Source organism: Collinsella aerofaciens (assembly GCF_039752775.1).
Lineage (GTDB): Bacteria > Actinomycetota > Coriobacteriia > Coriobacteriales > Coriobacteriaceae > Collinsella > Collinsella aerofaciens_R.
In genome coordinates this window covers 1-20,370 of sequence record NZ_JBDMGT010000038.1, presented here as the reverse complement: position 1 = coordinate 20,370, position 20,370 = coordinate 1, and the positions used below count along the sequence as shown (strand labels likewise).

The window sequence follows — 20,370 nt, the reverse complement described above, 5'->3', positions numbered from 1 at the left end:
TCTCAAGGTGCACGCCCCGCGGCTGATCCGGTCCGACCGGGCCGCGCGGCAAGGAGATATATTGCCAGACCGGAGGGGCCCCGGGGGCGGGAATCTGGGCGTACACATTTCCTACACATCTTGTGATCCGACTAACGTTTGCCAGCCGTTAACTACCGCTCGCCGAGCATCTCTTTATATAAGGCAGTCTCATGGTTAAAGCGGATACGTCCCCCTAGCTAAAGCACAGCCAGCATCGAGCAACTCATCACGTTCTTCCACCGAGAACCCCTCGGCGTAGACGCGCACCACTGGTTCGGTCCCGCTAGGACGGACCAGCAGCCACGTGTCATCCTCGAATGACAGACGCAAGCCGTCCATATGACTAACGTTTTGCGGCACCTTGCCACAAATCGACTTGGGGTTTACGCCCGGCAGCAGGGTTCGTAACGTTTCGGCATCTTCGGCCTCAAGGCGCAAATCGCGTCGACCGTAACTCGTCTTACCAAAACTGTCCTCGAGTTGGTCGACCAGAACGCCCAAAGGCGCGTCCGTCTTTGCCATAAGCTCACACAGAATCAGACAGGCGAGGATTCCATCGCGCTCGGGCATATGCGCGGCGATGCCGATACCACCGGCTTCTTCGCCGCCTATGAGGACGCCGCCCTTCTTCATCTCCGCCGCTATATATTTGAAACCGACTGGTTTGACGGTCACGCGGCAGCCAAGCGCCTCGGCAATGCGACGTACGAGCGTCGAGCATGAAAGATTGACGACGACGCGCCCCTCCAAATTACGAAATTGAACCAAGTCGCCCAAAACGAGCGCCATGATCTGATGCGGATGTATATATCTGCCGCGCTCGTCAACCGCGCCGATACGGTCGGCGTCGCCGTCGGTCACCAGGCCAGCGCAAGCTCCGTCCTCGATAACCGTGCGCTCGCAAGCGTCCACCCAAGGTTCAACGGGGTCGGGGCAGATATCTTCTTGGTCAGACGCCTGCCCGGCGTGAATCTCGTGCGCCTCAACGCCAAGCTCGCGCAGCAAGTCGGCTAGATAGCCCTGGGCTGCGCCGCCCATGGGATCGACAACCACGCGCAGGTGCGCGGCGCGGATGGCTTCGGCATCGACAAATGATGCCACCGCCTGCATATAGTCAGGAATGATATCCGCGGTGCGATATTGCCCCTCGATCCCCATTGGCTCGGGAGCCATGGTCTCTTCGAGCTCTTCGATGACATCCTGGTTGGCGGTTGAGCCGTCACCCATGCGAATCTTGAGGCACAGATAACCCTGCGGATGATGGGACCCCGTCACCATGAGCGCGCCGCACGCCTCACCGTCATAAGCCGCCGCCCACGTAAGGGCAGGGGTCGGAACAGGTCGCGAAGCGAGCACGGCGTCCAGCCCGTGCGCTGCTAGCACGCCCGCCGCAAGTTCAGCGAACTCGCTCGCCAGGGGCCGGGTGTCGAACCCTATATATACTGTTTTGCCCGGATTGGTCTTTTGCCACAACTCGCCGACGGCATCGGCGATACGAGCAACGTTATCGGCAGTGAAGTCCTCATCGACGCGAGCGCGCCAACCGTCAGTTCCAAAATGAATTATCGCGCACACGCGCAGACACCTCACAGTGTTTGGATCATGGTACGCATGGGGTATACCCGCAACATGCACTCGGCAACCTGCCGGCACCAGCATTCACCATTTGGGCAAATGCTGCCGAGGACATGCAAGCAATAAAAAAACCGCCCCGTATGGAGCGGTTTTGCCCTTTATATATCGAGCGCCTCGGCCATCGCGGCCGTAGTGATTGCCGTGGTTCCACAGCAACTGCCCACCATTGCGGCACCGGCATGTCTCCATTCGATGCATGCGCGCGCGAAAGCTTCGGGGTTCTCGTGCCATACGGGGCCATCCTGAGTCTGGACCGGATCGCCTACGTTGGGACGCACCGTGACGGGAGTAGTCGCCGATGCAACCATCCTGGGCACCGCCGCGTTCGCGGCCGCAAGCGAACAGCAATTAACACCAACCGAGTTTGCGCCGTGTTTTTCGGCGTACAAAACGGCCGCCTCGATGTTGAGGCCATCGCCCAACAGGTCGCCTTTATCGTCAACGACAAAACTCACCAGAACAGGCATGCCGTCGGCGGCATCTCGGGCGCCGGCAAGCATGGGCTGCAAATTACGGATAGACGTCACCGTCTCGATCAGCAGACCGTCAACGCCGGCATTGAGCAAGGCGTGCGCCTGTTCGCGCGCAATGCCTCGGATTTCACGATACTCGGCAGAGTCCTCGGCAAACCACTCAATACCGATCGGGCCCATCGAGCCCAGCAGCAGTTGCGGGTGCGCCTGGCGAGCATCGTCGACGGCCCCGCGATTGACCTCCGCCACGGACGGCGCAATCTGGTCGTGCTTGAGGGCATAGCTTGATGCCTGAAAGGTGTTGGTAATGAGCACCTGCGCGCCGGCAGCGACATACAAGCGATGGATACGAGAAACGGTCTGCGGCTCTGCCAGATTCCAAAACGCCGGTGGAATGTCAGCGGCATCGTACTCACTCAACAGAACACTGCCCATGGGGCCCTGCGCCAACAAGGTCTCGCTCGACAAGCGGCGCGCAAGTTCCTCGGCACCAAAGCGGTTGTAATAACTCGTATCCATATATATCCCGCTATTCCTCGACGCTGATTCCCTGCTTTTCGAGATAGGCGAGCCAGCGGTTCATCGTGTCCTCGGAAAGCGCATGCTCCATCATGCAGGCCTCGGAATCGGCTCGCTCAAATTCGACACCGAGCTCCTGAACCAAAAACGTGCGGATGAGGCGATGACGGTACCAGATAGCCGCACCAACCTCGCGGCCGCGATCGGTCAGGACTACCTTGCCGTAGTGCGATTGCTCGACAAGTTCGGATGCCTTGAGCGCCGAAACCGCTTTATTGACCGATGCCTTGGAGACGCCAAGGCGCTGCGCGATGTCGACCGATCGCACGCCGTTGGTTTCCCCCTCTTCGCTTTCAATGCGAACCATGCACTCCAAGTAGTCTTCGTTCGCCACCGTCAGATGTAGTTCGCGCGAGCTATTTGTCGTATCCATGATCTTCCGTCCCTTCTGCATTCAATGGCTGATTCTACCCCATCCAAGCGTCGTGGTATGCCGTGGCATACCGTGCTAGAGTTCTTGTTGCACACGACGACCAAGATTGGAGCGGTCTTTATGGAAAACACCACCACGAGCCCCGATGTCCTCGAACGCTTTTTGCGCTACGTCCAGATCAACACGCAGTCCGAGGATGCAAACTGCGACCAGGTACCCTCGAGCGCCGTTCAGTTTGACCTTGCCAACGTGCTGGCCGAAGAGCTGCGCGAGCTTGGTGCGGAAGATGCCCACGTGACCGAGCACGCCTATGTCTGCGCGCATATCCCCGCAAGTGCGGGCGCTGAGGACAAACCCGCCCTGGGCCTGATCGCCCATCTCGACACCACCGAAGTTGCACCGGGCGCCGGCGTGAAGCCGCATATCGTACACTACGAAGGCGGCGACCTGGTCTGCGGCACGGTTGACGGAAAGCCCGTTGCCATGAGTACCGCCAAGCTTTCCGCCCTGAATGACCTCGCGGGTGAGGACCTGGTCTGCAGCGATGGTACCACGCTGCTGGGCGCGGACGACAAGGCAGGCGTCGCCGAGATCATGTCGCTTGTCGCGCGTATCGCTCAGGACCCTTCTCTGCCCCATCCCGCACTCGGCATTTGCTTCTGCCCTGACGAGGAAATCGGCCACGGAGCCGAGCTGTTGGATATCGATACCTTTGGCTGCAAGTACGCCTACACGGTCGACGGCGGCCCCATCGGCGAGCTGGAGTGGGAGTGCTTTAACGCCGCCGAGGCGACCGTCCGCTTTGAGGGCCAGTCCATCCACCCGGGCGACGCTAAGGGCCGTATGGTCAACGCAGGCAATCTGTTCTGCGACTTCAACGCGTTGCTCCCCTACGTGCAGCGCCCGGAGTATACGGAAGGCTACGAGGGCTTTTATCACCTTGAGGGTGTATCTGCGACCGTCGATCACGCCACAGCGCGCTATATCGTCCGCGACCATGACGCCGCCAAGTTCCAGCAGAAACTCGACCTTATTGATGCCGCCGCCTCGATGCTCAACCAGCGTCTGGGTGAGGAGCGCGTGACAGTCGAGATTAAGCAGCAGTATCGAAATATGGCCGAGATCGTTCGTGACTATCCCGAGCTCATTGATGTTGCCAAGGAAGCCTACCTTGCCTGCGGCGTTGAGCCCCAAGTACTGCCGATTCGTGGCGGCACCGACGGCGCTCAGCTGTCGTTCCGCGGTCTGCCCTGCCCCAACCTTTCCACCGGCGGCTATTGCTACCACGGCGTCAACGAGTTCGTCCCGGTCAGTTCGCTCGTCAAGATGACCGACGTGCTCCAGGAGCTCGTCGCCCGCTTTGCATAAGCCTGGCTGCACAAGTCCAAAAGACGAATTGCCCCGTCCTCAACCAAGAACGGGGCGATTTTTTTACTGCAACGAGAATAGGTTGACGCACGCCAGCCTCTTAACGCAAGGAGTGTCCCAAACTGCCGGCACAAAAGGAACGTCCCCAAGTGCCAAGTGCATCAAGAGTGTCCCCTTTGACCAGTCGTTTAAGAACGTCCCCAATGACTACCCATGTGCCAAGTGTTACGCCGATGTTTTGGCACCGACAGCGAAATCCCGCCAGAGCGAGCAAGGTGCCTTGAAACGAGGTGGCATTGATCTTTTGATCATGCCGCCGAAGTTGAAAGGCAGATTGCCGCTCTGGCGGGTTTGCAGCGTCAACTGGTTACGCGGTTTGGTAAAACCGCGTAACTCTAGTAGTTGGCTTCGTAGCCGTTGCCGTCACCGGTGGGCTCTTCGTAGTAGTCCGAATCGCTTGAATCGCTTGAGTCATCGGAATCGTCAGAGCTGACCGATGAGGTTGCGGTACCGTTTGCGTAGTCGTCAGACGTGTTGTTGTTCAGGTCGCCGATCGTAGAGCTGGAACCGTCGGAAAGACCCATGGTGTTGGGACCCTTGGGATCCTTGCCGGCATCGACGCGCTCCATCATTTCCTTGAGCTCGTCCTCGTAGACAAAGACGTAGCTCACTCCGTCGATCATGGTGCTGTCGTCGGCGTACGAGGGCAGGTTGGCCGAGTAGATACCGTCGACATCCATACCGCGCATGGCATTGACCGTAGCCACGATATCCTGAACGCTCATATCGGTTACGAGCATATCGGACAGCGAATTAACCAGGCCAAAGATCTTCGTGGCATCGAAGTTATTGAGAATCTGGTTGGCAAGGGCGCCAAGCACCTGACGCTGGTGGCGCATGCGCGTGTAATCGCCGTCGGCATAGGTGTAGCGGCAGCGGGCATAGGTAAGAGCGGTAGCGCCGTCCATATGCTGCTGACCAGCGGTAATCTTAATATCCAGATGCTCGGGATCGTCGACGTCGTCGGTCGCGTTGATGTCGATACCGCCAACCGAATCAATAAGCGACTGCATGCCGTCAAAGCTGACCTCGGCATAGTGAGAAATCTGCACGCCGCACAGCTCGTTGACCGCCTGGACCATGGCCTCGGCGCCGCCAACGGTGTGGCAGGCGTTGATCTTCATGGTCTCGCCCTTGTACTCGACCTTGGTGTCGCGCGGAACGGAAATGAGCGTCGCCTGCTTTTGCGTGGGGTCGATGCGTGCCAGGATAATCGAGTCGGCACGATACGTATCCTCGCCCGGACGGCCGTCGGTGCCAAGAAGCAGCACGTAGAACGGATCCTTTGCCTCATCGGTGTCAACCAGAACCCGACGCAGATTGTCGGTAATGACATTAGAATCGCCGAGCTTGCCCATAATGGTGGCAAACCACAGGCCGGCAGCGGTAGTGGCACTCAGCAGCACGCCAAGCACGACAATGAGCGCGACGTGACGAATCGTGTGGCTACGACGACGTTGGCGAGCGCGCTCGGAATAGCGAGCCACGTTATCGCGACTGTAGATCTTGGCCTGCGCACCAGTTGAGGGTCTTCGGGCGGTGGTATCCGCGAGGGGCTTTTTATTAAACATAGGCAACCTGTATTAGTAGATGACGGGATCGGGGACGGTAGCATGCTCGACATGCGCGCCGAGCGCCTGCAGCTTTTCGACAAACTGCTCGTAGCCGCGCTTGATGTGATGGATGGCCGAAACCTCGGTCGTCCCGTCGGCGATCAAGCCCGCTACGACGAGGGCCGCTCCGCCACGCAGATCGGGCGAGGTAACCTGTGCGCCCGAGAAGCCCCTGACGCCATGAATCATGGCATGATGGCTCTCGATACGAATGTCGGCACCCATGCGCACCAGCTCAGAGGCAAACATAAAGCGATTCTCGAAGATGTTCTCGGTGATAACGGAGCTACCGTCGGCAAGGGCGGAGAGTACCATAATCTGCGCCTGCATGTCCGTCGGGAAGCCGGGGAACGGAAGCGTCTGGATGTCGACCGGCTTGATGCGCTCGGCACGGTTCACATGGACGCCATCCTCGACGCGCTCGCAGTCGATACCCATGAGCTCCATCTTCTTGAGCACCATGCCCAAGTGAATGGGGCAAAAGCCCGTGACATCGACACCGCGATCGTCGGCCATCAACGCACCGGCAACGATAAAGGTACCGGCCTCGATGCGGTCGCCTACTACGCGATGGGTAACAGGATGGAGCTCTTCCACGCCTTCGATAGTCACGACGGGCGTGCCGGCGCCAACAATCTTGGCGCCCATCTCGTTGAGCATGTTGGCGAGATCGACGATCTCGGGCTCGCGGGCGGCATTGTCGATAACCGTGGTACCCTGCGCGCGCACGGATGCCATAATGAGGTTCTCGGTCGCACCGACACTGGCAAACTCGAGCGTGACGGTGGTACCGCGCAGACCTTGGGGCGCATTAGCGTTGATGTAACCGTGGGCGGTATCGAACTCAACGCCCAGGGCCTCAAGACCAAGAATGTGCATATCGATCTTGCGAGCACCCAGGTTGCAGCCGCCCGGCATGGCGATCTTGGCGCGATGGAAGCGGCCCAGCAGGGGTCCCATGACGGCGGTGGAAGCACGCATCTTAGCGACGAGCTCGTAGGGGGCCTCCCAAGAATCGACCTGAGAGGTATCAATCTCGAGCGTGTGCTCGTCGAGAACATCGATCGTAGCGCCCATGCCCTTGAGCACCTTGCCCATCACGTGGACATCGGAAATATCGGGCACGTTCTGCAGCGTCGTTTTGCCCGGCGCCAGAAGCGTTGCCGCCATGAGTTTGAGTGCGGAGTTCTTGGCGCCCGAAACGGGCACGGAGCCTCCGATGGCGTGGCCACCCTCAACGCGGATAATATCCAAGGTCTACCCTTTCAAAAAGCATGCCCGGGATGGCTGAGCCATCCCGGGCATGATGTGTTCGCAAATGGTCGAACGCTAAATCGTTTGACTATTGGGCAAGCTTGAGCTTACACCATGCGATTTCATTATAGAGGTAGGCGCGGCGTGCATCATCCTCCGACAAATTACCCAGCTTCTCTTCAAAACCTTGAATATCAGCTTTAAGCTTGTCGGCATCGACGGTCGCCAAATCGCAAGCGCGCTCGGCGAGAACGGTCACGACATCGTCCGCAACCTGGGCATAGCCGCCGGCCACGGCAAACGTGTGGTCGACAGTGCCCATGGCCTTATCGGAAACGCGAACGTAACCGCGGTCGATCGTGCAGATCTCGCTGGAGTGAGCAGGCAGAACGCCAAACTCGCCATCCGTGGACGGAATCGACACAAACGCAGCGTCGCCCTCATAGGCGCAGCTCACGGGGCACACGATGCGGATACGCATAACCTACTTCTCCCCCATCTTGCGGGCGCGCTCGCGCACGTCCTCAATCGTGGAAGCATAGCGGAAAGCCTGCTCGGGCAGGTCATCGGCCTTGCCGTCGACAATCTCGGCGAAAGAGCGGACGGTATCCTCGACGCGGACGTAGACACCGGGGTTGCCGGTGAACTTCTCGGCGACGTGGAAGGACTGCGAGAGGAACTGCTGAATCTTACGGGCACGGTTGACCGTAAGGCGCTGCTCCTCGGACAGCTCGTCCATACCCAGAATGGCGATGATGTCCTGAAGGTCGGAGTACTCCTGCAGGAGCTCCTGGACCTTGACGGCGACACGGTAGTGCTCCTCGCCGACGATCGAGGGATCGAGAGCGTCGGAGGAAGATGCGAGCGGGTCGATAGCCGGGAACAGGCCGAGCGACGAAATGCTACGCGAAAGAACCGTGGTGGCGTCGAGGTGCGTAAACGTCGTGGCAGGCGCCGGGTCGGTCAGGTCGTCTGCGGGGACGTAGACAGCCTGGACGGAGGTAATGGAGCCCGTCTTGGTCGAGGTAATGCGCTCCTGGAGGTCGCCCATCTCGGTTGCCAGCGTGGGCTGGTAACCAACGGCGGACGGCATACGGCCCAGCAGTGCGGAAACCTCGGAACCTGCCTGGGAGAAGCGGAAGATGTTGTCGATGAACAGCAGAACGTCCTGGCCACGATCACGGAAATACTCAGCGGTAGTAAGGCCGGCCAGACCGATGCGCAGACGCGCTCCGGGCGGCTCGTTCATCTGACCATAGACCAAGCAAGTCTTGTCGATAACGCCAGACTCGCTCATCTCGAGGAACAGGTCGGTGCCCTCGCGGGTACGCTCGCCGACGCCGGTGAACACCGAGGTGCCACCGTGCTCCTGGGCGAGGTTGTTGATGAGCTCCTGAATCAAAACGGTCTTGCCGACGCCGGCGCCGCCGAACAGACCCGTTTTGCCGCCACGGATGTAGGGCTCGAGCAGGTCAACGGCCTTGATGCCGGTCTCGAAGATCTCGGTCTTGGTGGTGAGCTCGTCGAAACGGGGCGCTGCATGGTGGATGGGGTAGAACTCCTCCACCTCGGGCATGGGCTTGCCGTCGACGGGCTTGCCCATGACGTTCCAAATGCGGCCGAGCGTCTTGGGGCCGACCGGCATCTTCATGGGCTCACCGGTATCGGTGGCGATGAGGCCGCGCTGCAGGCCGTCGGTCGAGGACATGGCGACCGTGCGGACGACGCCGCCCGGAAGCTGGCTCTCGACCTCGAGGATCGTGCTCAGATGACCGATCGGGGTCTCGGCCTCGACCGTGAGCGCGTTGTAGATCGGGGGCACCGCGCCGTCAAACTTGACGTCGACGACAGGGCCGATGATTCGCACGATGCGACCATCACCGGCAGTCGTCTTCTTGGTGGCTTCCTCGACCGCAAGCTTTACGGTGTTATTAGCCATTACTGTTCCTCCAATGCTGAGGCTCCGCCGACGATCTCGTTAATCTCGGTCGTGATCGAAGCCTGGCGCACGCGACTATACGTGCGGGTAAGGGTCGAGATGATCGCGGTGGCGTTTTCCGTCGCGGAGTGCATGGCCTTGCGGCGTGCACCCTGCTCGGCAGCCGCCGAATCGATCAGGGCCTGGTAGATGACCGTCAGGATATAAGACGGCACAAGCTTGCCGAGAACATGCTCGGGAGAGGGCACGAACTCGAACGTGGACGAGATGCGCTTAGGGGCGTCGGTCTCGTTCTTACGCGGACCGTGGGCCATAGCGATCATCTCGGGGTCGAGCGGCAACAGATGCTCGACGCGAAGCTCCTGATCCACGCGGTTCTTGGCGTGGTGGTAGACAAGCTCGACACGGTCAAGCTCACCGGCACGATACGCATCGCAGATATGAGAGGAGATCATGCGAGCCTGATTGAAATCGGGCTCAGAGGAGTTGCCCTCAAAGTGCATGACGACGTTTGCTCGGTCACGGAAATACGTGGCCGGCTTACGCCCGCACGCGATGATCTCGCACTCGATGCCGTCGTTCGCCCAAGAAGCGGCGAGCTTTTCGGCCGTGCGCTCCACCGTCGTATTGAAACCGCCGGCAAGACCGCGGTCCGAGGCAATAACGACAATCAGGCCATGCTTGACGCTCTCATGCTTCTGCAGCATGGGATCGGTGCCCGAACAGGAGGCGTCGCCGGCGACCGTCAACATGACGTCGGTCAGCGCCTCCTTATAGGGCTCGGCCTGCTTGGAGCGATCGAGGGCACGACGGATCTTGGCCGTAGAGACCATCTCCATCGTGCGCGTGATCTGCTTGGTCGTGGTAACCGAGGAGATTCGCTTCTTAATGTCGCGAAGGTTGGCCATGGGGCTTAGTTCTCCTCTGATCCAGAAACATCCGAATGGTGCTTGGCCATGAACTGCTGCTTGAAGTCGCCGATGACGCGCAAGAGCTCAGCCTTGGTGTCATCATCGATCTTCTTGGCGCGAACCTTGTCGAGCAGCGAGCCAAAGCCATTGTCCATGTACTCGATGAGCTCGGCACGGAAAGGCAGTACGTCGGCGATCTCCAGGTCATCCAGGAAGCCCTCGTTGCCAGCGAACAGCGTAACGATCTGCTCGCCAACCTCAAACGGCTTGTAACGCGGCTGCTTCAGGAGCTCGGTCATGCGGGCACCATGGGTCAGCTGCTTCTGAGTAGCCTCGTCGAGGTCGGAGCCGAACTGCGTAAAGCCGGCGAGCTCCTGGTACGAAGCGAGGTCCAGACGGAGGTTGCCGGCGACCTGCTTCATAGCCTTGGTCTGCGCGTCGCCACCGACGCGGGACACGGAAATGCCCACGTCGACTGCCGGGCGCTGGCCCTGGAAGAAGAGCTCGGACTGCAGGTAGATCTGACCATCGGTAATGGAAATGACGTTGGTCGGAATGTAGGCCGAGACGTCGCCGTCCTGGGTCTCGATGATCGGAAGAGCCGTCATGGAGCCGTAACCGTTCTTCTTGGACATCTTGACGGCACGCTCGAGCAGACGAGAGTGCAGGTAGAAGATGTCGCCAGGATAGGCCTCGCGTCCGGGCGGACGATGCAGCGTCAGCGACATCTGACGGTAGGCCACAGCCTGCTTGGACAGGTCATCGTAGATGACGAGCACGTGGCCACCGGGGTTGGTCTCGCTGGCGGGCTTGCCGTCCTCGCCGTTGTACATGAAGAACTCGCCGATAGCGGCACCGGCCATAGGCGCGATGTACTGCATAGGGGCGGAATCGGCAGCGGTGGCCGAAACAATGATGGTGTAGTCGAGCGCACCGTGCTGAGCGAGGGTCTCGCGGATGTTGGCAACCGTGGAGGCCTTCTGGCCGATGGCGACATAGATGCAGACCATGCCCTTGCCGCGCTGGTTGAGGATAGCGTCGATGGCGATGGCGGTCTTACCGGTCTTACGGTCACCGATGATGAGCTCACGCTGACCGCGGCCAATAGGCACCATGGAGTCGATAGCGAGCAGACCGGTCTGAACCGGCTCGCACACCGGGGTACGATCGATGACGCCGGGAGCCTTGAACTCGATGGGGCGACGGTGCGTAGCGACGATGTCGCCCAGGCCGTCGATGGGCTGGCCGAGCGGATTGACGACGCGGCCGAGCATGGCACGGCTCACGGGGATATCCATAACGCGGCCAGTGGTGCGGCACTCGTCGCCTTCCTTGATGGAGTCGACGGCACCGAACAGAACGGCGCCGACCTCGTCACGGTCAAGGTTCTGGGCAAGGCCGAAGACGGTCTCACCGGTATCGGAGCTCTTGAACTCCAGAAGCTCGCCTGCCATGGCGCTCTTGAGGCCGGAGACGCGCGCGATGCCGTCGCCTACCTCGTCGACCGTTGAAACCTCATGCGTATCGACCGTCGCGGAGAGGCTCGTGAGCTGCTCCTGCAGTTTCTTGGCGATATCCTGGGCATTGAGGGTTTCGGACATTAGGCTTCACCTCCGTACGAATTAGCAGAGTTTGCGAGGGTCTCCTGCGCGATGCGCAGCTGCGTCTTGACGGAAATGTCACGACGCTCGCCGCGGGCCTCGAGCACCAGGCCGCCCACGATAGACGGGTCGACCTGCTCGATAAGGAATACCTTGCGGCCGAAGTCCTGCTCGCATTTCTTAGTGATGGTTTGACGCAGCTCGTCGTCGAGCGGGATCGCCGTGGTGACGGTCACGCCCACTACATCCTCGTCTTCCTCGGCAACATACTTAAAGGCAGCTGCCACCTTGGGAAGAAGGTCGAGCTGGTCGCGCTTGGACATGGTGTCGAGCACGGCGATGATCTCGGGGCTGGCAGAAGCCAAGCGCTCGATCATCTCGAGGTCCTCGAACACATGGTTCTCGGCCTTGGCGGCTTCCAAAAGGGAACGCGCGTAGGTCTCGAGCACCTTGTCCTGATAGCGGCTAGTCGGCATTCAGGCTACCTGCTTCCTGGATGTAGCGCTCGATGAGCTTCTTCTGCTCGGCATCGTCCTCGAGTGCCTCGCCCACGATCTTGGTGGCGACGGCAACGGACAGGTCGGCGATGGAGTTCGCGGCACCGGCGTAGATGGACTTGCGCTCGTCCTCGACGGTCGTATGGGCCTTGGCGATGATCTCCTCGGCCTCCTTGTGAGCAGCCTCGATGATACGGGCGCGCTCGGACTCGGCGTCCTTACGGGCCTCGAGAACGATGTCGGCAGCCTGACGACGGGCGTCGGTGACGATCGAGTCGGACTCAGCGCGCTTGGCGATAGCCTCCTGCTTGGTCTTCTCGGCCTCGTCGAGGCTCTCCTCGATCTTCTTGCCGCGCTCCTCCATGGTTTTCATGATGCCCGGCAGGGCGACCTTGGCCAGCACGATCCAGATAATCAGGAAGGCGATAAGCGCCGGGATGAACTCCGCCATCTTAGGGATGAGGATGTCCGCACCGGCAGCGCCGTCCTCGGCGAACGCGGAAACCGGCATGAGCAGCGCGGCCGCGGACGCGGAGAGTGCGATCGCGCTCTTCTGGGATGAAAGATTCATACTTGACGCTCCGTGCTATTTAACGATCAGCGCGACAACGAAGCCGATCAGAGCCAGAGCCTCGCCGAAAGCGGAGCCCATGATGAAGACGGTGAACACGCGGCCCTGGACCTCAGGCTGACGGGCCATAGCACCCGTAGCACCCAGAGCAGACAGGCCGATAGCAAGACCAGCGCCGATAACACCGAGACCGTAACCGATAACTCCCACGATTCCTCCTTTGTCGTGCGTGTCTTATTTCACGCAGGATAACCTTTTTATAACTGCCGGGCTCCATGGGTACGGGCACCGGCGGTTTAACGAATTGCCTTACCTTTAAGGCGCGAACGGAAGACTACTCCTCCTCCGCGACCTCCTCTGCCTCGGAGACATACACGGCGGTAAGGACCGTGAAGACGTAAGCCTGGATGGCGCCGACCACAAGCTCGATCGCATAGATCAGGATGAGGATGGCAAGCCAGGCCAGCGAAGGCAGGGCGCCGACGGCGTGGGCCGCGGAAACCTGCTGAAGCAGCGGCTGCATGAACATGCTCGCCATGATGGCGAACGAGCCCATGACCACGTGTCCTGCGAACATGTTGCAGAACAGACGGACGGCAAGCGTGATGAGGCGCAGGAAGGTCGAGAAAAGCTCGACGACCCACACGAGCACGTTCATCGGGAAGCTCACGCCCTGCGGGGCGAGGCTCTTGATGTAGCCGATCACGCCGTGAGCCTTGCATCCGTAGTAGATGAAGTACACGAAGGCGAAAATGGCGAGTGCGGCGGTGGAGCCGATTGCGCCGGTGCCGGGCTTCATTCCCGGGATCAGGCCGATCATGTTATTGATCAGGATGAACAGGAAAAGCGAGCACAGGAACGGGAAGTGCTTCTTCCAGTTCTCACCCACGACACCCTTGCCGATATCGTTCTCGACGTACTCGATGATGTACTCGAAACCGTTGACGAAGAAGCCCTTGGGAACCAGGGTCTGCTTCTTCTTGAACACGGCCAGGACGATCAGGAGCACGATCGTGGAGACGATCAGCCAAAACGAGTACTGCGTGATGCCGCAGCTCAAATCGCCCACGACAGGGGTGGAGCTGAACTCGCTGACCAGATGATTAATCTCATCAGGCAGCTTTTCAAAAATTTCCACGACTTACCTTTCGACCTCATGAGGATCTCGCAGCGCCTTGGCGACGCGAACCGCGCAGGCGGCCATAAAGGCCACGAAGCCGATCGCCTCGCCCAGGAGGAACATGCGAAATGCCTCTCCGAACAACACAAACACAACCAAGGTAAAGACAAGCAACGCGATTGCCGAGACCGCGAGACTCACCATACCCTTGAGCATGTCCGCATTCTGCTTATCGTCAAGAACCGGCTTGAGCGTAAAGACAAAGGGAAGGAAGGCAATCGCGCCCGCGATGGCACCTGCAACGATAGCGAGCAGATCGGCTATCTGAAACACTGGCGTCCTCACTTTCCTTTTTTATCGCCTCACAGGACAGTTCCCGCCAAACATTGGTGACTATTGTACGAGCCAATCGCTAAAGTACAACCGAAAAAGCATCGGTTAATACGCACCTGTTCGTTTTCTTAAGACCTTCTTTATGCCGCAGGTACGGTAATACGTTTTTCTCGAACCCTGCAGGGCAAAACGTCCGTTAACAGGAGTGCGCGCGGTCGTCTTTTGTTCGACCGCGCGCACCATTTCTTCGTATTTTCGACGTTAGCCGGTATGGCCCAGAGATTACAGCGTGCCGTAGATGCGGTCGCCGGCGTCGCCCAGGCCGGGAACGATGTAGGCAGCTTCGTTGAGATGGTCGTCGATGGCGCAGGTATAGATATGCACATCGGGGTCCTTCTCAGTCAGCGACTTGAGGCCCTCGGGGGCCGCGACGATGCACAGCATGCGGATGTCCTTGACACCGCGCTCGCGCAGGTAGCTGATGGCCATCTCGGCCGAACCGCCCGTGGCGAGCATGGGATCGACGACCAGGCAGATGCGCTGGTCGATATCCTTGGGCATCTTGCAGTAATACTCGTGCGGCTCGTGGGTGACCTCGTCGCGCTCCATGCCGATGTGGCCCACGCGAGCGGAGGGCACCAGGTCGAGGATGCCGTCGACCATGCCAAGGCCCGCACGCAGGATGGGCACGATGGCGAGTTTCTTGCCGGCGAGCTGTTTGAACGTGGCGGTAGTGATGGGGGTCTCGACTTCGACGTCTTCCATGGGCAGGTCGCGCATGGCCTCGTAGCCGTCAAAAAGCGCGAGCTCGCGCACAAGCTGGCGGAACTGGTTGGTGCCGGTGTTTTTGTCGCGCAGGATCGACAGCTTGTGCTGGACGAGCGGATGATCGACAAGCGTCACACGGGACGCATCGTAGGTGACGGTCATGGGTTGATTGCCCCTTTCGTTGCGGCCGCAAAACGGCCTTGCTGACAAGGCGCGCAGCAACGTTGCCGCCGCACGCCATGCATAAGTTTAGCGGTTTGTTGTATCGAGCAGCCCATCGCAGCCCTACTGTGCGGTACTGAGCGAGCGCTTGACTGCATCACGCCAGCCCGCAAGGTTTTGCTCGCGACGCTCGGCGGACATATGGGGAAGGAAGGTCCTAACGATCTGGGCATTTTGCTCCAGCTCTTCAAGGTCTTCCCAATAGCCGACGGCAAGACCCGCCAAGTACGCGGCACCGATTGCCGTGGTCTCCACCGTCTCGCATTGCAGCACGGGGATATCCAGCAGGTCGGCCTGGAATTGCATGATGAACTCGTTGCGTGAGGCGCCGCCATCGACGGACAGGCGCTCAATCGAAAGTCCCACGTCCTGCTCCATGGCGCGCAGCACGTCATAACTCTGGTAGGCCATGGACTCGCAAGCCGCACGCACAATGGTCGCGCGACTCGAGGCACCGGTCAGGCCGCACACGATACCGCGGGCATGCGGATCCCACCAGGGAGCGCCCAAACCCGCAAAGGCGGGAACGAAGTAGCAGCCCTCGTTGTCGTTGATCGAAACGGCGAGTTGCGCGGACTCGCTCACACTCGAGATGATGCCCATGTTGTTGCGCAGCCAGTTCATGGTTGAGCCGGCGGCAAAGATAGAACCCTCGAGCGCATAGCTGATCTTGCCGTCCGCGGCGATACCGATCGTGGAGACCAGACCGTTCTTGGATTCGACGATCTCGTCGCCGGTGTTCATGAGCATAAAGCAACCCGTGCCATAGGTGTTTTTGGTCTGGCCGGGATGGAAGCAGCAGTGGCCGAACAGCGACGCCTGCTGGTCGCCCGCCACGCCCATGATGGGTGGCATGTTGGTCATGATGTCGCTCGCGACGCGGCCGTAGTCGCCCGAGCTCCAACGAACCTCGGGCATCATGGAACGCGGGACGTCGAAAAGCGCCAACAGATCGTCGTCCCAATCGAGCGCATGGATATTAAAGAGCGCGGTGCGGCTGGCATTGGTGTAGTCGGTGGCAAAGACCTGACCGCCGGTGAGGTTGTAGATGAGCCAGGTGTCGATGGTGCCGAACATGAGGTCGCCCGCCGCCGCGCTCTCACGCGCACCGTCGACGTTGTCGAGGATCCACTGCACCTTGGAAGCCGAGAAATACGGATCGAGCGTGAGTCCCGTGCGGGAGCGCACCAGTTCTTCTGCGCCCTGCTCGACCAGTTCGTCGATCAGAGGTGCAGTGCGACGGCATTGCCACACGATGGCGTTATAGATGGGTTGGCCGCTTATGCGGTCCCACACCACCGTGGTCTCGCGCTGGTTGGAGATACCGATGGCGGCGATGCGGTCAGAATGGATGCCGCTCTTAAACTGGACCTCCATCATCACGCCGATCTGACTGGCAAGCACCTCCGTGGGATCCTGCTCCACCCAGCCGGGGCGCGGGAAGCTGGTTTTGACGCTACGACGCGCCTGGGCGACGATGCAGCCGTACTCGTCGACGATAGTCGCGAGTACCGAGGTAGTGCCGCAGTCGAGCGCCATGATGTAGGAACCGCCAAAGCTAAACGAGGCGTCTTCCATACCCAGGCTACCTAGATTCAACGACATCGCTTACACCTTTCTATTGCATCGGGTCGGACAGGACCCGCTCGATCTCTGATGCGGGAAGCGCGCCTTGGCGCAGGATCTGGAGCTCGCCGTGCTGAAACGACACGATGGTTGAGGCGTCGCGACACGGGGTCTCACCGGCGTCGACGGCCACATCGACCCCCTCCAGGATGCGCTCCTCCACCGTGACAAAACTTGCCGGCGCGGGCGCGCCATGCGTGTTGGCGCTGGTGCAGGCAAGAGGGCTGCCGCAGGCGCGGATGAGCGCCTGCACCACGGGCGAGGCCGAAGCGCGAAGTGCCACCGTGTCGTCGGCGGCGCGCATAAAGGTCGGCACGCAGGGGGCCGCCTTGACCACGATAGTCAGGGCGCCCGGCCAGCATCGTCGGGCGAGCACGCGGGCCTCATTAGGGATATCCACGCCATAGCGATCGAGCGCCTCGGCATCATCGACCAGCCAGGCAACCGTTTGGGTGAGCTCGCGCTGCTTGAGGGTAAAGATACGACGATAGCCGGTGCCGAGTGCGGGGACCGCGGCGCCGTTGACGGTGGCCTGCGGATCGCGCGGCCACGGCAGAGGTTCACTTGTATCTTGTGGAACGGCATCCGAGAAGGCGTTGACCGCCACGGCGACACCGTAGACCGTCTCGGTTGGAATAAGCGCCAGGCCGCCGCGACCGAGTAGCTCGGCCGTGCGCTCGACTGCAAGCCGATGCGGCTCGCGCGCTCCCTCGTATACCCGATAGACCGTCTGCATGTGTATGCCAGCCCCTTACGCTCTGGTGCAAGTTTGTTTACTGTGGGGCATTCTCGCACGAAACGTTCAACCTATTTGCCCAGAGCGCATGTTGGTTTGGTGAGCGGCTCTAGTAGTCGGTGAAAGTGAGGGGGTTATTGGACGGCTACGAACTTCTTTGGTCTTCCGGCGTGACGTTCTTGAGCGGCGTAACGCTCGATGCTGTCTATCGTGATCATCCGACGGCCATCGACGAGTTCAACATCGAGCTTTCCGGCTTTGACCAGCGCGGTAATCCGCGGAGCGGAGACTTTGAGGTCCAGCGCTGCGTCTTTAAATGTTCGGCACGCCGCTTCCCGAGCGTCCTCGTGGTCGATTTCGACTGAAAGGGCCACGACCTCGGCCGAGCGTTCGTACCCTGCTGGAGTCAAACCGTTGTTGAGGTCGTCGGCCAAAAACGCCATCAGCGCCTCGGTGGCATGGGCAATCGCTTCTTCGCGCGTATCGCCATCGGCAAAAGCGCCGGGAATCTGCGGGAAGCTGGCGCAGTAACCGTCGTCTTCTTTTATGAGAACGCAGTCATAGGTAAATCGCTGCCTCATTTTGCCTCCAACTACCATCCAGCTTGGCGACGAATACTTGCCCACGTGCCCTTCTTTGGTCGATCACCACCAGAGCCGTTCACGGTGACAGCACGGTCGCCAGAAACATACTTAGCATGACTACCGACTTGCGCGACCTTCACGAATCCATCGTGCTTGAGTAGGGCAATGATTTCCCGAAAGGTAGGAGGTTGCATGGGCCGACCTCTTTCAGCCGTCCTAATTATAAACTACTTTATAATTTTTGCTAACCAGTTAATAAATATTACTGGCGCTGTTTGGGCTCGGTGACGATGGCTCGGACGATGCGGGGGCGATCGGTGAGGTCGTGGACGATACGCACGTCCGAAAGGCCTGCCTGGCGACAGAGCTCGGCCGCGGCATCGAGGGCGCCCTCGTAGAGCTCGCAGGCAAAGAGGCCGCCGGCGCGCAACATGTAGGGCGCCGCGTTGAGCAGGCGGCGGAAGATATCGAGGCCGTCGGCACCGCCCTCGAGCGCCAGATCGGGCTCAAAGTCCTTGACCTCGTGCGGCAGCGAGCGCATGACATCGGTGGGGATGTAGGGCGGGTTGGAGACGAGCACATCAAAGGTGCCCCACTCTTCGCGGGGAATGGAACTCACCAGGTTGGTGAGGCTAAAGGCAACCTCATCTGCCGTGAGGCCGAGGGCGTCGCGGTTTTTGGTAGCAAGGTCGATGGCGCGCGGCTCGATATCGGTAGCAGTGCAGGTGACGTGGCCGCGGCGCTCCCAGGCAAGGGAGAGCGAAATGCAGCCCGTGCCGCAGCCGACCTCGAGAACGCGGGCAGTGCAGGGCTCGGTTGGGGCAGGCGCAGCGGCATCCTGAGCTGAAGCCGTCTCCTGGTCGGCACCCTCAATGGCGATGCCGTATTCGTCGAGCTCGGGCTCGGGGGTTTCCGCGGCTTCGGCTTCTGCTGCCTGCGCGGCTTCCTCGGCCTCGCGGTCGGCCAGTTCCTCGGCATAGGCGCGGCTACCGAGCACGTCGCTACCCAGCGCAGCCTCATCGGCGGCCGTCAGGTTGGCGGCACGACGCTCGGCGGTCGTGCGCTCGTCGGCCAGCGCGGCCTCGGCCTTGCGTGCCTCCTCGACCTCATCGTTCCAAGGCAGCTCAACACGCTGACGGGCGGCGGCCTCGGGGCTCAGCACCTCGGCATCCAGATAGTTCAGAACTTCCTCGACGAGCATCTCGGTCTCGGGACGCGGAATGAGCACGCCGGGGGCGCACGCGACGTCGATCATGCGAAACTGCGTGCTACCGGTGATGTACTGCAGCGGTTCGCCTTTGGCGCGACGAACGACGGCCGCATGCATGGTCTCGAGCTGCGCTGCGTCGAGCGTCTCGTCCATGCGCATATACAAGTCGATACGCGCCAGGCCCGTGGCCGCGCACAGCAGCCACTCGGCAGAAAGACGGGGATGCTCCTCACCGCGCTCGGCCAGGTACTCCTTGGTCCACTCGAGACAACGCTTGATGGTCCAGATCTCGTTTGCCATGGGGTCCTCCCCTCTTAAGCGCCGGGCGGCGCGCGAATGTCGGAGCAGATTGTACGCGAGGGCGACGCACGACAAGGGACGATTGAGAGCGATTATCGAGAATCAGCCCAGAATTTTGCTTGGATTGCAATCGAAGCGTTCATTCGCCGACGTCTAAATCTGCATCCGTCAAGCTTTTGGCAAGGTTGCCCCTAACCTGACCAAAATCTAACCAAGAACTTGCCAAATCACTTGACGCGCGACGCATCAAAAATCGCCCCGCGACTTCTTGAACGATTTTTCGAGCATTATTTTCAATAGCAGATGAATGCCGCTAATTTCTTTGAGCAGGTAGCCGACTTCATGGCCATCAAAGCCGATTGAATAACATCTCAAAGCAATGTGCCCAACCTAGTCATTTAAGAACGTCCCCAATGACTACCTCTAAGGCGCCGCAGGTTGAGCATACCGCATCCGGAGCAAGGCAGCGCCGCAGGTAGAGGACGGACAGCGAGCGGGTCGCATTTGAGACAAGGTGACGTGAAACGAAAGGGCGCTGACCTTCTGGTCGCGCCCTTGAAGTTGAACGTCAGATTG

Annotated in this window: 21 protein-coding genes; 1 reads left to right on the top strand and 20 read right to left on the bottom strand. The window is 60.2% G+C overall.

The genetic code is table 11. The annotated features are described in order from the left end of the window. Positions 1-195 precede the first annotated feature (195 nt). The 3 genes from ABHR63_RS09000 to ABHR63_RS08990 form a co-directional block, all read right to left on the bottom strand. Positions 196-1,596, bottom strand: coding sequence for a phosphoglucomutase/phosphomannomutase family protein (locus ABHR63_RS09000; RefSeq protein WP_270226424.1), 1,401 nt, complete (start codon positions 1,594-1,596; stop codon positions 196-198). A 158-nt stretch (positions 1,597-1,754) separates the two neighbouring features. After that, complete coding sequence (locus ABHR63_RS08995; protein WP_117821432.1) at positions 1,755-2,648, bottom strand: homocysteine S-methyltransferase family protein; 894 nt, start codon at positions 2,646-2,648, stop codon at positions 1,755-1,757. A 10-nt stretch (positions 2,649-2,658) separates the two neighbouring features. Next, complete coding sequence (locus tag ABHR63_RS08990; RefSeq protein ID WP_270226425.1) at positions 2,659-3,081, bottom strand: metal-dependent transcriptional regulator; 423 nt, start codon at positions 3,079-3,081, stop codon at positions 2,659-2,661. Positions 3,082-3,201: 120 nt separating this feature from the next. Between ABHR63_RS08990 and pepT the strand changes: the two genes are divergently transcribed. Further along, entirely contained in the window at positions 3,202-4,449 is a 1,248-nt protein-coding gene (pepT, locus tag ABHR63_RS08985; protein WP_215693988.1) for a peptidase T, read from the top strand. Positions 4,450-4,844: 395 nt separating this feature from the next. Here pepT and ABHR63_RS08980 read toward each other — a convergent pair whose 3' ends face one another. The 17 genes from ABHR63_RS08980 to ABHR63_RS08905 all read right to left on the bottom strand — a co-directional run bounded on the left by ABHR63_RS08980 (position 4,845) and on the right by ABHR63_RS08905 (position 19,794). Continuing rightward, positions 4,845-6,080, bottom strand: a complete 1,236-nt coding sequence (locus tag ABHR63_RS08980; protein ID WP_346965218.1) for an LCP family protein — start codon at positions 6,078-6,080, stop codon at positions 4,845-4,847. A gap of 12 nt (positions 6,081-6,092) precedes the next feature. After that, a complete protein-coding gene (gene murA, locus ABHR63_RS08975) occupies positions 6,093-7,376 on the bottom strand; it encodes a UDP-N-acetylglucosamine 1-carboxyvinyltransferase (protein ID WP_195535818.1) in 1,284 nt (427 codons plus the stop codon). An 88-nt stretch (positions 7,377-7,464) separates the two neighbouring features. After that, positions 7,465-7,857: an ATP synthase F1 subunit epsilon gene (gene atpC / locus ABHR63_RS08970; protein WP_006235718.1), complete on the bottom strand. Its 393-nt coding sequence runs from the start codon at positions 7,855-7,857 to the stop codon at positions 7,465-7,467. A gap of 3 nt (positions 7,858-7,860) precedes the next feature. Further along, entirely contained in the window at positions 7,861-9,315 is a 1,455-nt protein-coding gene (atpD, locus tag ABHR63_RS08965) for a F0F1 ATP synthase subunit beta (protein ID WP_006235717.1), read from the bottom strand. Next, on the bottom strand, positions 9,315-10,223 hold the full coding sequence (gene atpG, locus ABHR63_RS08960; protein WP_006235716.1) for an ATP synthase F1 subunit gamma: 909 nt from the start codon (positions 10,221-10,223) through the stop codon (positions 9,315-9,317). The genes atpD and atpG overlap by 1 nt, the downstream gene beginning before the upstream one ends. A 5-nt stretch (positions 10,224-10,228) precedes the next feature. Then, positions 10,229-11,827: a F0F1 ATP synthase subunit alpha gene (gene atpA, locus ABHR63_RS08955; RefSeq protein ID WP_006235714.1), complete on the bottom strand. Its 1,599-nt coding sequence runs from the start codon at positions 11,825-11,827 to the stop codon at positions 10,229-10,231. Beyond that, on the bottom strand, positions 11,827-12,303 hold the full coding sequence (locus ABHR63_RS08950; protein ID WP_006235713.1) for a F0F1 ATP synthase subunit delta: 477 nt from the start codon (positions 12,301-12,303) through the stop codon (positions 11,827-11,829). Before ABHR63_RS08950 ends, atpA begins: the two co-directional genes overlap by 1 nt. Next, entirely contained in the window at positions 12,293-12,895 is a 603-nt protein-coding gene (gene atpF, locus ABHR63_RS08945) for a F0F1 ATP synthase subunit B (protein WP_346965217.1), read from the bottom strand. Before atpF ends, ABHR63_RS08950 begins: the two co-directional genes overlap by 11 nt. Before the next feature lie 15 nt (positions 12,896-12,910). Next, positions 12,911-13,105 carry an ATP synthase subunit c family protein gene (locus ABHR63_RS08940; RefSeq protein WP_022094262.1) on the bottom strand — a complete coding sequence of 65 codons (195 nt, stop codon included), beginning with the start codon at positions 13,103-13,105 and terminating at the stop codon, positions 12,911-12,913. A 124-nt stretch (positions 13,106-13,229) separates the two neighbouring features. Beyond that, positions 13,230-14,033 carry a F0F1 ATP synthase subunit A gene (gene atpB, locus ABHR63_RS08935; RefSeq protein WP_022094263.1) on the bottom strand — a complete coding sequence of 268 codons (804 nt, stop codon included), beginning with the start codon at positions 14,031-14,033 and terminating at the stop codon, positions 13,230-13,232. Positions 14,034-14,036: 3 nt separating this feature from the next. Beyond that, positions 14,037-14,348 (bottom strand): hypothetical protein, encoded by a 312-nt coding sequence (locus tag ABHR63_RS08930; protein ID WP_035138788.1) that lies wholly within the window; start codon positions 14,346-14,348, stop codon positions 14,037-14,039. A gap of 282 nt (positions 14,349-14,630) precedes the next feature. After that, positions 14,631-15,278, bottom strand: a complete 648-nt coding sequence (gene upp, locus ABHR63_RS08925) for a uracil phosphoribosyltransferase (RefSeq protein WP_040359658.1) — start codon at positions 15,276-15,278, stop codon at positions 14,631-14,633. Between the two features lie 123 nt (positions 15,279-15,401). Beyond that, entirely contained in the window at positions 15,402-16,943 is a 1,542-nt protein-coding gene (glpK, locus tag ABHR63_RS08920) for a glycerol kinase GlpK (RefSeq protein WP_346965216.1), read from the bottom strand. 13 nt (positions 16,944-16,956) lie between these two features. After that, positions 16,957-17,700 (bottom strand): L-threonylcarbamoyladenylate synthase, encoded by a 744-nt coding sequence (locus ABHR63_RS08915; protein ID WP_195568705.1) that lies wholly within the window; start codon positions 17,698-17,700, stop codon positions 16,957-16,959. A 134-nt stretch (positions 17,701-17,834) separates the two neighbouring features. Next, a complete protein-coding gene (locus ABHR63_RS08910; protein WP_128620077.1) occupies positions 17,835-18,326 on the bottom strand; it encodes a type II toxin-antitoxin system HicB family antitoxin in 492 nt (163 codons plus the stop codon). Beyond that, entirely contained in the window at positions 18,293-18,478 is a 186-nt protein-coding gene (locus tag ABHR63_RS10035) for a type II toxin-antitoxin system HicA family toxin (RefSeq protein WP_368156890.1), read from the bottom strand. Before ABHR63_RS10035 ends, ABHR63_RS08910 begins: the two co-directional genes overlap by 34 nt. A 68-nt stretch (positions 18,479-18,546) precedes the next feature. After that, positions 18,547-19,794: a N5-glutamine methyltransferase family protein gene (locus tag ABHR63_RS08905; protein ID WP_346965215.1), complete on the bottom strand. Its 1,248-nt coding sequence runs from the start codon at positions 19,792-19,794 to the stop codon at positions 18,547-18,549. Positions 19,795-20,370 lie beyond the last annotated feature (576 nt).